Origin of the sequence: Cupriavidus pauculus (assembly GCF_002858765.1) — a bacterium.
GTDB lineage: Bacteria > Pseudomonadota > Gammaproteobacteria > Burkholderiales > Burkholderiaceae > Cupriavidus > Cupriavidus pauculus_B.
Map to the genome: position 1 here is coordinate 41,543 of NZ_PJRP01000025.1, position 14,003 is coordinate 55,545.

Sequence of the window (14,003 nt, forward strand, 5' to 3'; positions counted from 1 at the left end):
CCTCCCCCTGATTCGCTTCGCCTGATTCCTTTGCTATGACCGCTTCCCACGAATCCACCCCCGGCCTGCCGCCGCCGTCGCGGCAGACGGGCGCACTCAGCCATCTGCGCGTGCTCGACCTTTCCCGCGTGCTGGCGGGCCCATGGTGTACGCAGAACCTGGCCGACATGGGCGCCGACGTCATCAAGATCGAGAAGCCCGGCGCCGGCGACGACACCCGGCACTGGGGGCCACCGTACCTGGATGGCGACGACGGCCCGACGCGCCAGGCCAGCTACTTCGCGGCGTGCAACCGCAACAAGCGCTCGGTGACCGTGGACATTGCCACGGCCGAAGGACAGAAGCTGGTGCGCGAGCTGGCGCAGCAGAGCGACGTGGTCATCGAGAACTACAAGACCGGCAGCCTCAAGCGCTACGGGCTCGACTACGAGACGCTCAGCGCGCTGAACCCGCGCCTGGTCTACTGCTCGATTACGGGCTTCGGCCAGACCGGACCCTACGCGGCCCGGCCCGGCTATGACCTGCTGGTGCAGGCCATGAGCGGGCTGATGAGCATCACGGGCCAGCCCGATGGCGAACCCGGTGGCGGGCCGCTGCGCGTGGGCGTGGCGGTGATCGATCTATTCACGGGCATGTATGCCACCACCGCCATCCTTGGCGCGATCGAGGCCCGGCATCACACCGGGCGCGGCCAGCGGATCGACATTGCGCTGCTCGACGTGGCCATGGCGGTACTGGCCAACCAGGGTGCCGGCTATCTGAATGCCGGCGTGGTGCCGACGCGCCAGGGCAATGTGCATCCCAGCGTGGTGCCATATCAGGACTTCCCGACCCGGGACGGCAACATGCTGCTGGCCATCGGCAACGACGGCCAGTTCGCGCGCTTCTGCGAGGTGGCCGATGTCGACTGGGCACGCGACGAGCGCTACGCCACCAACAGTGCCCGCGTGACCCATCGCGACACGCTGATTCCGATGATGAGCGACGTCACTCGCGCGAAGTCGACCCACGAATGGATCGGCCTGCTTGAGGCGGCTTCGGTGCCATGCGGCCCGATCAACAACATCGGGCAGGCATTTGCCGACGAGCACGTCCAGCATCGCGGGCTGCGCGTGGAGCAGTACCGCTATGCGACGGCCGACCGCCCGGCAGAGGATACCGTCAACCGGATCTGCTCCACGGCCAGCCCGCTGCGATTGTCCGACACGCCGCCCACGCTGCGCCACGCGCCGCCCGCGCTGGGCCAGCACACGGACGAAGTGCTGCGGGATTGCCTGGGTCTCGGTCCGCAAGCCGTAGCGGACCTGCGGACCAAGGGCGTGCTGTAGCCGGCTGCCGACATGCGGCTCAGCATCGAGTCGGCATCGCATCTGCGCCTGGCGCGGCTCGTGCCGGCGTTTCCGATGACGGTGACGGCCACGCGCGGCACGGCCGTGATGCGGCGTAACGGCTTCGCGCGCACGCTGGTGCCCGGGCTGCCCTGCATCGTCGAGCCATTCCATGGCGTCGACCTGCTGGTGACCGGTTGCGCGGGGCAGCCGGCCGGATGTCGGATCGAGATCGCGCCGGCCAGCGACACGGGCGACCACCGTCTGCTGCATCGCGCGCTGTCGCGGCGAATCTTCCTGCAGCCGGACTTGCCCTGGAGCGCCGATTTCGCGGCCGAATTGCTTGGGGAGTCGCCCAGGCAAATCCGGCGCACGCTGTTTGCGGAGGGCGCAGCCTTCGGCGACCTGTGCCGGACACAGCGCCTGATGCGGCTGCTGTTTGAGTCCACGCACGGGCATCGCGGGCATGCCAGCCTGGGTTCGCTGAAGCGCCGCATGGGATGGCCGGCGAGCCATGATCTGGAATCGTCGTTTTATGACCGGTTTGGCATCACGCTCGACGTGCTCCGGCACGTGACAGATGGCGGCGACGCTTCGCCCGGCACCGGCGCCCGCGCCAACCCTTCCGCCCGGCTTGTGCCTCCAATCGCGCACTATTGGCCCAGCCTATCCCCCGCATAACAAACCGGTCTTGGACGCTATACCCGGAAACGGGGATCATCGGCAGCAACGGTTTCCCCCACCCACCGGAGTCTTCAATGAAGTCCGCCCTGCTCGCCCTGTGTGGCGCAGCCTCCCTCCTTGCCTCGCTGTCCGCCGTTGCCGGTCCCGACTTTGCCGTGATCGAACGCGCGCGTGCCAACGCCCACCAGCGTCAGCAGGTCAAGCCCGCCGCATGCCATTGCGACACCGCAACAGGCCCCGGCACCGCCACGGGCATCCCGTCGGCCAGCGCGCCGAAGGCCGCCCTGGCGCCGATTCATACCAGCTGAGTTGGCCCGGCGAGCAGATTCGCTGCTCAGACGTCGGTCAGCCCCGCCACGCGTCCCGCTTCGGCCACGAAATCGATGAACCGACGTACGCGCACCGGAATATGGGTGCGGTGCGGGTAGTACATATAGAGGCCGACGTTGTGGCTGTCGAACTGCCGCAGGATCGGTATCAGGCGGCCAGCAGCCACGTCGTCACGAATCAGGAACATCGATAGCTGGCCGATGCCCATGCCGGCCCGCACGGCGGCGATCTCGGTCTGCACGTCGTTGAACGTGGCCACGGCCGGCACATCCTGGAACACCAGGTCGCCGTCGATGCCCAGTTCCCAGGGCACCATGCGGCCCGTCACGGGCCGCCGGAACCCGGTGCAGGCGTGCTGCAGCAGTTCGTCCAGCGTGCGGGGCTCGCCATGGCGCTCCAGGTAGGCGGGCGCCGCGCAGATCCCCATCGGCAGATCGCAAAGCCGGCGCGCCACCAGGTTCTGGCCCGGGCTCGTACCCGAACGGAAGCCAATGTCGATGCGTGACTCGACCAGATCCGTGAAGAGATCACTCAATTGCAGGTCGAAGGTAATGCCCGGGTAGATGGCGCGGAACTGATGCATCAGCGGCACCAGCACGTGCGTGCCGACCGATGGCGGCGCGGTCAGCCGGATCAGGCCATCGTCCTCGCTTTTGGCAATGCGCACCTGCGCCAGAGCCTCGTCCAACTGACGCAGCCCGGGGTCGGCCAGCTCGAACAGGCGGGCGCCTTCGTCCGTCAGGCTCAACTTGCGGGTCGTGCGATGCAACAGCCGCACGCCCAGATCCTCTTCCAGCGTCCGCACGGCCTTGCTGACGGCCTGTGGCGTCACGCCGGCCTCCACCGCGGCGCGGGCGAAACTCCTGGCCCGCACCACGCCCAGAAACAGTGTCAAGACGCGTGCCCTGTCCATGATCCTTGTGTTGTATTCACAACCGTTGGTTGGCAATGGCGCAAGGATAACTGAGCGGCAAGCCGCCGCGGACGTCTGAATGTCCGCGGTCGCTTTACGAGAGCATTCACTTCGGCGCTGGCGGGCCATCGGGGAACATCGGTGCCATCCGCATCAATCTCTAGGAATCCAGCGCCATGTCCGCCTGCGGCAGCCAGCAGCCTACAAGGCGTAGCGCGGGCCATCATTCGCCACGGCAGGATGCAAAACGCCACTCCCGTGGCGGGAGTGGCGCGGTGACCAGCGGCAGGGATGCCCGTCAGAACTTCGACGGCTCGTTCGTCAAATCGGTCAACTGATTGGACTTCAGGTCGATCGTGAAATGGCGCGTCGGCGCCCCGTTGGCGAGCTTGAGCATGATCGCCATCAGCGGCTTGAAGCGCGCCTGATACAACGCCGCCACCGTGTTGCTGTTGTTGACCTGCTCGCCCGCCAGCGTGATGCTGGACGACGTGGCCTGCAGCGCCTGGGCAATCAGCTTGTACTGGCGTGCACGGGCGTCGGGAATATCCGCGAACGCGAGATCGCCGGCGTTGGCAAGCCGCACGAAGTCACCGGCCAGGTCCAGCGCCTTCCACTGGTCGAAGTCTTCGAGCTGCATGCCGTTGGCCTGTGCCAGCGCGCGGGCCTTGGCTTGTGCCGTGGCATAGTCGGTCGCGTACTGAGGATTGGCCGTGCCGGCGCCGCCTGCATCCGCCAGGCAGTTGAAGAACGCCGTGGACAGGTTGTTGCGCGTGCCGGTATTCGCCAGTTCCTTCAGCGTGACCGTCGTCTGCAGTTGCGACAGGATCAGCATCTCCGATCCCGTCAGCGGGCTCTTCACGAGTTCGCGCATCTCGCAGCGCCAGTCGTCCTTCAGCAACCGCAGGCGCACCAATTCCGACATGTAGCGCGTGTTGAAGTCGGCGTAGTTCGTGGCGTTCAGGATCGAGGCATCCCACAGTTCGCCGCCGCCCGGGATCATCGCCGGGAAGTCGGTGAAATAGCGGTGTTCCTCGCGATAGTGCTCGAACAGCTCGTCGTAACGCGGCACGTTGTCCAGCCGGACGGTCTGCACATCCACCACGTCATTGCGGCCGATGGTCAGCACCTTGTACGCCGGCACATACGCCGCCATCGACGGCGCCTGGATGTTGACCAGTGCGTGCTTGCCGTCGTAGTTGCGAACGCCCGTGTCGTTGAAGTGCATATGCCCGCCCACATGCACCTGCAGGCCGGTGTCTGCCAGGGCACGTGTGACGTCCTCTTTCGGACGCCGCACCATCTGCATCTTTCCTGCGCCCAGCAGCGCGATGATGTCGTCCGAAGCCCCGTTGAAGAACTCGCTCATCGGGAAGTGGCTGAAGGCCACGACCTGCTTGCCGGCGGCCTTGCCACGCGCCACCACGTCCGTCAGCCAGGTGATCACGTGTTGTTTGTGCGTCAGCATCATGTTGTAGCCGGCGTCGCCCGAGCCGTTGAAATCGTTCTGGCCCGGCCCGGTCGGCACGTACACATTCGCATCGATGCCGACCAGCCAGAGACCTTCAACCGGCTCCACCAGATAGGTGGTATCGGGCACCATCTTGCAGAAGGTATAGGCCGGCTTCTTGAACTGGCCGCCGGTGCCTTCCTTGCAGATCTCGTACTGGCGGTTCGCCCAGTCAGCCTGCTGCAATGCGGTCTGCAGCGAGTAGTTCGACTGCGAATACCGACTGTAGGGCGTTTCAAAGTAACGGTACGACCCCTTCGGCATCAGGCCGTGCTGCTCGATCGCATTCATGACCGTCGCGTAGCCGCCTTCCTGGATCTCTTCGGTGCAGTAGCTCGTGTTGACCTTGGCCCATTGCCCCGAATAGCCCGACGAACAGTCCGCGTTGCCGCCACGGCTATAGACCGGCTGCGGAAAGCCGACGCGGCCATTGGACGAATCGATGCCCAGGAAGTCTGACTTGCCGCCGGCACGCGCAAGCGGGCGGTTCGGGTCGTGGTTGCCAGGGGCCGCGAAGAACTGGATGCCGTAGCGTTCGCTGTACTGGTCCAGCACCTTCTTGAGGCCACGCATATGCACGGGCTGGCCGTCGTCGGAGAAGTCGCCGGGCAGTGCAATGAACTTGATGCCGCGCGCCACCGCGTCGTCCAGCGCGGCCAGGAAGGCAAAGTAATTCTCGTTGAACAGGCGCGTCGACGTCATCTGCGCCTGCATCAGGCGGATGGTCGCATTGCGGCCCGATTTGCTGTTGGGCACGCCCGGAAACGACCCGTCCTGGAACGTGGCATACACGTCGTGGAAGTGGATGTCGGGCATGAAGGCGACCTTCGTGGTCGCTGCCTCGGCGGGCTGGCTCGGCGTCGGGCCTGCTGCCGGCGGGTTCGTCCCCGCATTGGGATTGTCGTCGCTGCCGCACGCTGCGAGCAGCAATGCCGACGCTGTCATCAGCGCGGCCAAGGGATGGTGAAACGGCTTCTTCCGGGTCATACAACTCTCTTGTTCACATCTTATGGCCTGCGCCGTTGCACCCTTGGGCGCAGGGGCTCTAACAGCCCGACGATGGTAGAGAGCGAAAGTGACGCAGCCGTGACTCAATGTGCGGAATGTCCGGGCCTTCTGACGGGACCCTCGAAAAAAACGCCGCGGACCGGATGGCCCGCGGCGCCTTCATGACTGACGGCAGCCAGTCTTACTTGCCCAGCTTCACGCTCGTGGCGTCGGCGGTCAGGTAACCCACCGATGCGCCCAGGCCGTTCTTGTAGTTGGCGAACACCAGCGGCTCCACCTGCGTCTTGACCTGCGTCTTGATGCCATCCCCGGCGTGCTGGAAGTTGCTCATGATGTAGGTCCAACCGTTGATCTCGTCGACGGCGTGCAGGCCCGTCGATTCCGCACCAGCCGGCACCGACATCAGGCGCGACAGCTTCTTCGTGTCGACGTTGTACGCCCACAGGAAGTTGTTGGTGTGGCGACTGCTGTCCTCGCCGATGAACAGCGTGCGCAGCTTTTCCGAGAACTTCAGGTTGTCCGGGTTGCCGATGGTTTCCGGATCGGACGTATTGCCCAGCGCGTCAGCGGTGATGTCCTTGCCGACGATCAGCGCCTGGGTATGCACCGGCATCCATTCGCTGTTGATGGCGGCACCCGACGTATCCGACTGGCCGCCGGCCAGCTTGTGCTGCATCACGCCGCCCGAATTGATCGCGGCAGGCACGCTGATGTTGCTTTCGGCATACCAGCCCTTGGCCGTGTTGTTGAGCACCATCGAGTCGACGATGTTCTGCAGCGCAGAGTAGGCGATCTTGTCCTTGATGTTGACCGTCGTGCCTTCCATCTTGGTGAAGCCCATGCTGCCGCCCATCAGGGCTGCGTAACGGTGGGTTTCCAGGAATGCGGCAACCAGTTCCTTGCCGGCCTTGACGCGGACCCACTGTGCGGCGCCGCTGTACATGATCTTCTTGTACGTCGTGTCGCCCGGATCGGTGGCCGAGTAGTCCATGATGTCGGCGAACGTGTGCGACTTCGCCCAGGCTTCCACCTGCGCGCTCGTCGCGTGGCCCAGCTTGATCCACGTGATATCGGCGCCGGCCGCGGCGGGGTCCACCGAGAAGCCAGTCCCCACCTTGCCCACGTAGAGCGTACCGGCCGACAGGTCCTTTTCCTTGTCGGCGACGAACACGAACAGGCCGCTGTTGGTGGCGTCATCGCCCATCAGCACCGTGCGGTTGTCCGGCATCACCTGCACCAGTTCGTGCGAGATGCGGCCCACGCAGTAGTGCTTCTTGATCGAGCCCGTGCCGTCGGCGTTGACCGTCACTTCCGGCAGGTGGCCGTACAGGTACGGGTTGAACGGGACCGACGCGGTGCCGTACAGGTTCAGTGCATAGTCGAGGCACTGCGCGTTCGTGGCAGCGGTGCGCGCGTCCGGCTCGTACTCTTCGCTCGACAGGTGGGTGTTCCACGGCGACAGGCTGGCGCCGCAGGTGATCCACAGGCCGTTGGCGCCCGACGTATCCACGTTGTGGTACTTCACCAGCGACAGCTTGCCGGTGGCCGGGTCCTGGTCCAGTGTCAGCACGGCGATCGGCGACGGCAGGCGGCCGTACATGTCCTTGACCTTGGCCTGGTCCCACGTCGTGTACTCGAACTGCACCACGGCGAAGACCGTGTTGCCCTTCACGCCGGCAACCTTGGCGCCTTCGATCTTCAGCAGCGACGTGCCGTCCGGCGAATCGGAGAAGAACTGCTTGTTGCCAGCCACCGACGGATCGATGATCGGGCTGTTGTTGATGTTGAAGTAGCCGCCGGCCAAGATCTGGCCGCCGTTGCCGTCCGGCACCAGGTCGCCGGTCATGAAGAACGGCTGGTACGCCAGCTTGTAGGTCTGGGTGCTGCCGTCGCTCAGCTTCACCGACAGGCTGGAGCCGACCGTGGTCGTGGCCATGGCGGCCGGGTTGCTCAGCGAAGGTGCCGGCATGGCCGTGAACTCGGCCGAAGCGAAGCTCGGGGTAACGGTGCCTGGCGTACCGCCCGGCGTCACCGCTGCAGGCGCATCGTCGCCGCCGCCGCAACCGGCCAGCAGCGACGTGGAAGCCAGGCCCAGAGGCAGCATCGGCACGCCGGCCAGGAGTTTCAGTGCCTTGCGGCGCGAAGCGTCAGGTTTTTCAAACATCTGTATGGTTCCCGTCTGGTTGTTATCGAACGCGCCCTGCCAATGGCCGGTCATTCGCCCTTGTGAGGTCGGCGGCACAAAGCCGCGCCGGAACGCATCCTATTGGGCGTTTATGACAACAAGTTGAACCCGACATGAATGAGGCATACATCCAACTATCTGTTGCATGTCCGGCCGCTGCCCGGTACAAATCGCGGGCAAAAAAAAACGCCGCAGCCAGGTTCTGGCCGCAGCGCGTCAATGCGCCGGTCCGCGCGACACCCACTATGTCGCCCGTTGCACCCCATTTCTGGTTCGACCGGCTTGTCCTTTCATGGCAGAGGAAAACCGCCACGGGAACGGATCGTAGTGACTGTCCATGTCCATTTCATGACAGCCTGTCTTGACATACGACCAGGCAAATCCATGGCTGATGTTTGCGCCGGCGGCCCGCCGGCGAGGGCCAAACCGGCCGCCCAATGGCTACCGGAGTGTGGTGAAAATCAAACGAATACTGGAAACCACTCCGAATTTTTTCTCATGAGCACCATAAATTCAGGTATCTGGGGAATATGTCATCTTTAGCCTATTGAAGTGATCAATCCGGGCGGCTATGGTTCTGCGCATAATATTTTCCACGGCAATATATGCAACCTCCTGCATATATTGTTCGCCCCAGCCGGAAAAACAATGATCCATTCCATGATGGGACGCAGCACGCGTCTCCAGCCGCCCTCATTCCCGGCCCCTTCGGGTCTCGCCGGCGCGCGTCCGCGCGCCCGAATTCCGTCTATCCGTTTTGTAGCAACCCCGTAGCAACTGTCGCTATTCCCGGGCCAAAACGTCTCTGAAAGCCCGGCACGGCGACAACCTCTGGAGGTAATCCAACCCAGGGTGTGACGGGGTCAACCGACGGGCTAACCAGACCCGGCGGGCGCGCCAGACTGCACGGACGGATTACCGAGGATCCACGACTGGAGAACATCCAATGAGCAGTGTTATGAATGAAGGTGGCATGCCGTCCCAAGGGTCGGCGCCGTTCTTCTCGAAAGAAGCCACCTACGCCAAACCGGGATTTTCCCGCTGGATGGTGCCGCCGGCCGCGCTTGCAGTGCATCTTTGCATCGGCCAGGCCTATGCGTTTTCGGTATTCAATGCCCCCCTTTCCAAGGTGATCGGCATTACCGAATCCGTGGCTGATGACTGGAAGCTGACCACGCTGGGCTGGATTTTCTCGCTGGCGATTTTCTTCCTGGGCATTTCGGCCGCATTTGCCGGCAAATGGCTCGAACGTGTCGGCCCGCGCCGCACCATGTTCACGGCCGCCTGCTGCTTTGGTGGCGGTTTCCTGATTTCCGCGCTGGGCGTCTACACGCACCAGATCGTCCTGCTCTACCTGGGCTACGGCGTGCTGGGCGGCATCGGACTTGGCCTGGGCTATGTGTCGCCGGTGTCGACGCTGATCCGCTGGTTCCCGGACCGCCGCGGCATGGCCACCGGCATGGCCATCATGGGTTTCGGCGGCGGCGCGATGATCGCCGCGCCGCTGTCCGTGGCACTGATGAACTACTTCAAGAGCGCCACCTCGGTGGGCGTCACCCAGACCTTCCTGGTCATGGGCGTGGGCTATTTCATCTCGATGACCATCGGTTCGCTGGCCATCCGCGTTCCGCCACCCGGCTGGAAGCCGGAAGGCTGGACCCCGCCCGTGGTCGAGAACAAGATGATCACGCGTAACCACGTGCACATCGACGAAGCGCTGAAGACCCCGCAGTTCTACCTGCTGTGGCTGGTGCTGTTCCTGAACGTGACGGCCGGTATCGGCGTGCTCGGCCAGGCTTCGCTGCTGATCCAGGAAAGCTTCAAGGGTTCCGTGAGCGCCGCGGCCGCCGCCGGCTTCGTGGGCCTGCTGTCGCTGTTCAACATGGGTGGCCGCTTCTTCTGGGCCTCGTCGTCCGACTGGATCGGCCGCAAGAACACCTACTTCGTGTTCTTCGCGCTGGGCGCCGTGCTGTACTGGCTGGTGCCGCAACTGGGCGCCAGCGGCAATATCGCGCTGTTCGTGCTGGGCTACTGCGTGATCATGTCGATGTACGGCGGCGGCTTCGCCACTATCCCGGCCTACCTGGCCGACATGTTCGGCACCGCCTTCGTCGGCGGCATCCACGGCCGTCTGCTGACCGCCTGGGCAGCCGCGGGCATTGCCGGCCCGGTGCTGGTGAACTACATCCGCGAATACCAGGTGGCGCACGGCGTGACCGGCGCCTCGGCCTATGCCATGACGCTGCACATCATGGCCGGCCTGCTGGTGGTGGGCTTCATCTGCAACCTGGTGGTGTCGCGCGTCAACGCCAAGCACCACATGAGCGATGCCGACGTGGCCAAGCTGGGCGCCAGCGCCGGCGCGGCCCACTGATCAGGAGTCATGCAAATGGAAAACCAGAACCTCAACGCACAACCGACCAACAAGGGCCTGCTGGCCGTCTTCTGGCTCTACGTGCTCGTACCGCTGGTGTGGGGTGTGTCGAACACCATCACCCAGGCGATGAAGCTGTTCCACTAAGCGCCTGCCCTTCCCGGGCACGCACCGAAGGCCGCAAGCGATGAACTGCACCCCAAAAGTTGGACACCAACTTTTGGGGTGTTTTCATGTATAGGTACACCGAGCAGTTCAGACTGTCGGTCATCAAGGAGTATCTGACCGGGCACGCAGGGGCCGGCGCGCTCGCCAAGCGCTATGGGATTGACGAGGGGACGGTGCGGCGGTGGGTTGCAGCCTATCGGCTGCATGGCCAAGCCAGTCTCAAGCGCAGGTACAAGACCTACAGCGCAGAGTTCAAGCTCTCCGTGCTTGAGCGGATGCGCCGCCAAGGCTTGTCGCATCGGGAAGTGGCGGCGCTGTTCGACATCCGCGGTAGCGGCGCCATTGGCGTGTGGGAACGCCAGTATGATGCTGGGGGTTTAGAAGCTCTGACGCCTCGCCCCAGGGGACGACGGCCCAGCAAGATGCCACAACGGACTCCCAAGACAAAGCCATCGCGGTCATCAGGCGACCTGACGCGCACGCGCGAAGAACTCCTTGAAGAGTTGGACTACCTGCGCATGGAGAACGCGTACCTAAAAAAGCTCGACGCCTTGGTTCAAGCGAGCAAGACATCTGCGCAACCCAAAAAGCGCAAATAGTGCTTGAGCTGAGGCAGCAGTACCCGTTGGCCGGCTTGCTGAGGGTGGCAGGACTGGCGCGCAGCACGTTCTACTACCAGCAGGCCGTGCTGCAGGCCCACGACAAATATACGGAGCTGAAAGCGCGCATTCGCGAACTCTTTGCCCGGCACATGGGCCGTTATGGCTACCGCCGCATCACGGCGGTAATCCGGCAAACCGGCACGATCGTCAACCACAAGACGGTTCAGCGCCTCATGAGAGAGATGGGACTGAAGTCGTTGGTCCGGCCGAAGAAATACCGCTCCTACAAGGGCACGGTAGGCCGTGTCGCACCCAATGTTCTGCAACGGCAATTCCAGGCCAGGCGTCCGAATCGGAAGTGGGTAACCGACGTGACCGAATTCAACGTGGCCGGCGAGAAGCTGTACCTCTCCCCGGTGCTGGACCTGTACAACGGCGAGATCATCGCCTACGAGACTGCCCGTAGGCCCACCTTCGAGATGGTGAGCAATATGCTGAAGAAGGCGTTCCGCCGCCTCAGCCCGAAGGACCGACCGCTGCTGCATTCCGATCAGGGTTGGCAGTACCAGATGCCGGCCTATCAGCGGATGCTCAAACAGCGCAGAATCCGTCCCAGCATGTCCCGCAAGGGCAATTGCCTCGACAACGCCACCATGGAAAGCTTCTTCGGCACCCTGAAGTCCGAGTTCTTCTACCTGAACAAGTTCGCCAGCGTCGAGGAGCTACAGCAAGGCCTGCGCCAATACATTCACTATTACAATCACGACCGCATCAAGCTCAAACTTAAAGGGCTGAGTCCCGTGAAGTACAGGACTCAGCCCTCTCTAGCCTAGCAAATCAACTGTCCAACTTTCTGGGGTCAGTTCAGCGATTGCGGCCTTTTTCGTTTTTTTGCGGCAACGCACGCCAGGAATGCTGCATTCCAGCCGTCCGGCTTGCACATTGCCTCCGACTTCATACACTTGACGGGCCTACCCCAACCCTGGAGTTCACATGAAGATCGAATTGTCGGGCAAGACCGCCCTGGTAACTGGGTCCACCGCCGGCATTGGCTTTGCCACCGCGCGCGGCCTGGCCGAATCGGGTGCACGCGTGATCCTTAACGGCCGCAGCCAGGCCAGCGTCGACAAGGCCATCGCGGCGTTGAAGGCCGCCGTGCCCGAGGCCGACGTGACGGGCTTTGCCGGCGACCTGGTCGACGCCGCAGTCAGCGACACGCTGGTCAAGACCCATCCCGACATCGACATCCTGGTGAACAACCTGGGCATCTTCCAGCCGCAGGACTTCTTCGAGATCCCGGACAGCGAATGGTCGCGCTTCTTCGAGGTCAACGTGCTGACCGGCGTGCGGCTCTCACGCGCCTACGCGCTCGGCATGGTCCAGCGCAAGTGGGGCCGCATCGTGTTCGTGGCGTCGGAATCAGGCGTCAATATCCCCGTGGAGATGATCCACTACGGGTTCACCAAGACCGCCCAGCTGGCGGTGTCGCGCGGCCTGGCCAAGCGGCTGGCCGGCACTGGCGTGACCGTCAACTCGGTGCTGCCCGGTCCGACGCTGTCGGAAGGCGTGGAAGCCATGCTCAAGGATGAAATCGCGAAGACCGGCAAGTCGGCCGAAGAGGTGGCTGCCGATTTCGTCAAGGCGCACCGCAGTACGTCGCTGATCCAGCGCGCGGCCACCGTCGACGAGGTGGCCAACATGATCGTCTACGCGTGCTCAAAGCAGGCCTCGGCCACCACCGGCGCGGCATTGCGCGTCGACGGCGGTGTGGTCGACATCATCATCTGAAGGCTCCCCGCCCCCTACCCGCGCCGGTGGCGCATCAGCGCGGCCATGGCCGCCGATGCGCCCACCACCAGCGCGGTGGTCAGTATCGGGTGGCGGGTGGAGGCCGTATAGGGGCACGACTTCAACGCCCGGCGGTCGCCCGTCCGCTCCACCAGGCTGTTGCCGGCCGCATGCAGCGTGTTGTCGTCGCGCGGCCCCGCCGGCATGTCGGTTTGCTGTGCGCGGCCCATGAAGCGCCGCATGAAGCGATCGAACGTGTGCGGCGCGTAGTACGCCGCCGCCGAGAACGCCTTGGCGGACGCGCCCACGAACAGGTCGCGGCGCGGATGCTCGGCAGCAAACAGGATGGCCTCGGCCGCCATCGACGGATCGTACAGGGGCGACGCCTGCTTCGGCTCCACGTGCAGGAAGTTCTTAGCGTGGGTGACGATCGGCGTATCCAGCCCCGCCGCCTTGATCAGGGTGACCGATACGGGCGCCTTTTCCTGCTCCAGTTCCAGCCGCAGGGTGTCGGTAAATCCCTTGATGGCATGCTGCGACGCCACGTACGAACTCTGCAGCGGCAGCGGACAGTCGCATGACTCGCTGCCCATGTTGATGATCGCCCCGCCGTTCTGCCGCAGGTGGGCCACGGCCGCCAGCGACCCGTGCACCACGCCCCAGTAGTTCGTTTCAAATAGCCGGCGGTGGTCCTCGAGCGGCACATCGTCATGGCGGCCGAAGATCGTCACGCCGGCATTGTTGACCCACGTATCGAAGCCGCCAAAGCGCTCGATGGCCGACTGCGCGATCTGCGCCACGTCCTCGTGCTTGCCCACGTCGGCGGTGACGGTGATGACTTCGGTACCGTGCTCGCGCAGTTCCTCGGCCAGCTTGTGCAACGCATCCTCGCCGCGCGCCACCAGCACCAGCTTGGCGCCCAGCACGGCGGCCTTGCGAGCCGTGATCAGGCCCACGCCGCTCGTGGCGCCCGTCAGCACGATGACCTGCGAGCCAATCTTCTTCAGCGTCTTCATGATGCCTCTCTTGCCTGGATGGGTTGAGTCGATGGAAGGGGTGGAGTCGGATCAGATCCCTGCCTGCCGTCGCACAACCCGTGCCCGCGCCGGCCAT

The 14,003-nt window shown here is 64.1% G+C and carries 11 protein-coding genes; 7 read left to right on the forward strand and 4 right to left on the reverse strand.

All coding sequences use genetic code 11. From position 1 onward, the window contains the following. Positions 1-35: 35 nt before the first annotated feature. The 3 genes from CYJ10_RS31500 (at position 36) to CYJ10_RS31510 (ending at position 2,320) form a co-directional block, all read left to right on the forward strand. Positions 36-1,328, forward strand: a complete 1,293-nt coding sequence (locus tag CYJ10_RS31500; RefSeq protein ID WP_101685366.1) for a CaiB/BaiF CoA transferase family protein — start codon at positions 36-38, stop codon at positions 1,326-1,328. Between the two features lie 12 nt (positions 1,329-1,340). After that, positions 1,341-2,009, forward strand: a complete 669-nt coding sequence (locus CYJ10_RS31505) for an AraC family transcriptional regulator (RefSeq protein ID WP_101685367.1) — start codon at positions 1,341-1,343, stop codon at positions 2,007-2,009. A gap of 77 nt (positions 2,010-2,086) precedes the next feature. Next, complete coding sequence (locus tag CYJ10_RS31510; RefSeq protein WP_101685368.1) at positions 2,087-2,320, forward strand: hypothetical protein; 234 nt, start codon at positions 2,087-2,089, stop codon at positions 2,318-2,320. Positions 2,321-2,346: 26 nt separating this feature from the next. On the opposite strand, the gene CYJ10_RS31515 is transcribed toward CYJ10_RS31510, so the two are convergent. The 3 genes from CYJ10_RS31515 to CYJ10_RS31525 all read right to left on the reverse strand — a co-directional run bounded on the left by CYJ10_RS31515 (position 2,347) and on the right by CYJ10_RS31525 (position 7,937). After that, the gene (locus tag CYJ10_RS31515; protein ID WP_101685369.1) at positions 2,347-3,255 is read right to left on the reverse strand and encodes a LysR family transcriptional regulator; all 909 of its coding nucleotides are present in this window, start codon (positions 3,253-3,255) and stop codon (positions 2,347-2,349) included. Positions 3,256-3,553: 298 nt separating this feature from the next. Next, positions 3,554-5,752, reverse strand: coding sequence for a metallophosphoesterase (locus CYJ10_RS31520; RefSeq protein ID WP_101685370.1), 2,199 nt, complete (start codon positions 5,750-5,752; stop codon positions 3,554-3,556). A gap of 202 nt (positions 5,753-5,954) precedes the next feature. Then, entirely contained in the window at positions 5,955-7,937 is a 1,983-nt protein-coding gene (locus CYJ10_RS31525; protein WP_101685399.1) for a PhoX family protein, read from the reverse strand. A 967-nt stretch (positions 7,938-8,904) separates the two neighbouring features. Here CYJ10_RS31525 and CYJ10_RS31530 point away from each other — a divergent pair. The 4 genes from CYJ10_RS31530 to CYJ10_RS31545 all read left to right on the forward strand — a co-directional run bounded on the left by CYJ10_RS31530 (position 8,905) and on the right by CYJ10_RS31545 (position 12,890). Beyond that, complete coding sequence (locus CYJ10_RS31530; RefSeq protein ID WP_101685371.1) at positions 8,905-10,332, forward strand: L-lactate MFS transporter; 1,428 nt, start codon at positions 8,905-8,907, stop codon at positions 10,330-10,332. A 15-nt stretch (positions 10,333-10,347) separates the two neighbouring features. Further along, on the forward strand, positions 10,348-10,479 hold the full coding sequence (locus CYJ10_RS31535) for an MFS transporter small subunit (protein WP_101685372.1): 132 nt from the start codon (positions 10,348-10,350) through the stop codon (positions 10,477-10,479). An 86-nt stretch (positions 10,480-10,565) separates the two neighbouring features. After that, a protein-coding gene (locus CYJ10_RS31540) for an IS3 family transposase (RefSeq protein WP_374703210.1) occupies positions 10,566-11,935 on the forward strand; the annotation gives its coding sequence in 2 pieces (ribosomal slippage) (positions 10,566-11,034 and positions 11,034-11,935; 1,371 coding nt in all). A gap of 160 nt (positions 11,936-12,095) precedes the next feature. After that, entirely contained in the window at positions 12,096-12,890 is a 795-nt protein-coding gene (locus CYJ10_RS31545) for an SDR family NAD(P)-dependent oxidoreductase (RefSeq protein ID WP_101685373.1), read from the forward strand. 14 nt (positions 12,891-12,904) lie between these two features. Here CYJ10_RS31545 and CYJ10_RS31550 read toward each other — a convergent pair whose 3' ends face one another. After that, complete coding sequence (locus tag CYJ10_RS31550; protein ID WP_180863127.1) at positions 12,905-13,906, reverse strand: SDR family oxidoreductase; 1,002 nt, start codon at positions 13,904-13,906, stop codon at positions 12,905-12,907. Between the last annotated feature and the right edge of the window lie 97 nt (positions 13,907-14,003).

Excerpts from the sequence above, each read along its gene's own strand:
- CYJ10_RS31545 (WP_101685373.1), top strand. The coding sequence starts at position 12,096 with ATGAAGATCGAATTGTCGGGCAAGACCGCCCTGGTAACTGGGTCCACC.
- CYJ10_RS31510 (WP_101685368.1), top strand. The coding sequence starts at position 2,087 with ATGAAGTCCGCCCTGCTCGCCCTGTGTGGCGCAGCCTCCCTCCTTGCC.
- CYJ10_RS31500 (WP_101685366.1), top strand. The coding sequence starts at position 36 with ATGACCGCTTCCCACGAATCCACCCCCGGCCTGCCGCCGCCGTCGCGG.
- CYJ10_RS31550 (WP_180863127.1), bottom strand. The coding sequence starts at position 13,906 with ATGAAGACGCTGAAGAAGATTGGCTCGCAGGTCATCGTGCTGACGGGC.
- CYJ10_RS31530 (WP_101685371.1), top strand. The coding sequence starts at position 8,905 with ATGAGCAGTGTTATGAATGAAGGTGGCATGCCGTCCCAAGGGTCGGCG.
- CYJ10_RS31520 (WP_101685370.1), bottom strand. The coding sequence starts at position 5,752 with ATGACCCGGAAGAAGCCGTTTCACCATCCCTTGGCCGCGCTGATGACA.
- CYJ10_RS31535 (WP_101685372.1), top strand. The coding sequence starts at position 10,348 with ATGGAAAACCAGAACCTCAACGCACAACCGACCAACAAGGGCCTGCTG.
- CYJ10_RS31525 (WP_101685399.1), bottom strand. The coding sequence starts at position 7,937 with ATGTTTGAAAAACCTGACGCTTCGCGCCGCAAGGCACTGAAACTCCTG.
- CYJ10_RS31515 (WP_101685369.1), bottom strand. The coding sequence starts at position 3,255 with ATGGACAGGGCACGCGTCTTGACACTGTTTCTGGGCGTGGTGCGGGCC.
- CYJ10_RS31505 (WP_101685367.1), top strand. The coding sequence starts at position 1,341 with ATGCGGCTCAGCATCGAGTCGGCATCGCATCTGCGCCTGGCGCGGCTC.